Origin of the sequence: Xenorhabdus khoisanae (assembly GCF_001037465.1) — a bacterium.
Lineage (GTDB): Bacteria > Pseudomonadota > Gammaproteobacteria > Enterobacterales > Enterobacteriaceae > Xenorhabdus > Xenorhabdus khoisanae.
In genome coordinates this window covers 1-723 of sequence record NZ_LFCV01000156.1, presented here as the reverse complement: position 1 = coordinate 723, position 723 = coordinate 1, and the positions used below count along the sequence as shown (strand labels likewise).

Below are 723 nucleotides of genomic sequence, written 5' to 3'. Positions count from 1 at the left end.
CGGCCTGTTGTCTTACGGGGCGTGGCTGCTGCTGCCCGCGGCGGGGTTTATTGTCGCCGGTGGCCTGTGCCTTGGCTGGTCGTATCTGGTCTCACGCGTGCTCAGCCATAAACCCGGTAAGGAGGCCTGATGTTCTTTCCCGGCCTGTTTCGAAAATCCACTGAACCGATGACTTCCCGTGACCTGAGTGAACTAATCGGCCTCTCGTATGATACCTACACCGGACGGCAGGTCAGCCCGCAGTTAGCCATGCAGCTTACGGCGGTCTTTAGCTGTGTGCGGGTACTGGCGGAATCGGTCGGCATGCTGCCCTGTTCACTGTACGAACAACTGGGGCGGGGGAATCAGCGTGCTGTCGAAGAGCGGCTGCATAAACTGCTGTCGGTCAAACCCAACAACTACATGACCCCGCAGGAGTTCTGGGAATTACTGGTGGCCTGCCTGTGCCTGCGGGGGAACTTCTATGCCTATAAGGTGAAGGCACTGGGGGAGGTGGTGGAATTATTACCGCTCGACCCGGGCAGTGTGGTCCCCAAACTCAATAACGACTGGCTGCCGGAATATCAGGTGACTTTCCCGAACGGTGACACCGCCACCCTGACGCAGGCTGACATCTGGCATGTGCGTATCTTTACGCTCAATGGCCTGACCGGGTTAAGTCCGGTGGCCTATGCCCGGCAGGCGATCGGGTTAGGGCTGGCGACCGAAGAGCACGGCTCCCGG

The 723-nt window shown here is 59.5% G+C and carries 1 protein-coding gene; it reads left to right on the top strand.

Annotation, left to right across the window (positions count from 1 at the left end; genetic code table 11):
• Positions 1–129 precede the first annotated feature (129 nt).
• Positions 130–723 (top strand): phage portal protein (locus tag AB204_RS18440; protein ID WP_047964847.1); only part of this gene is annotated, 594 nt, incomplete at its 3' end.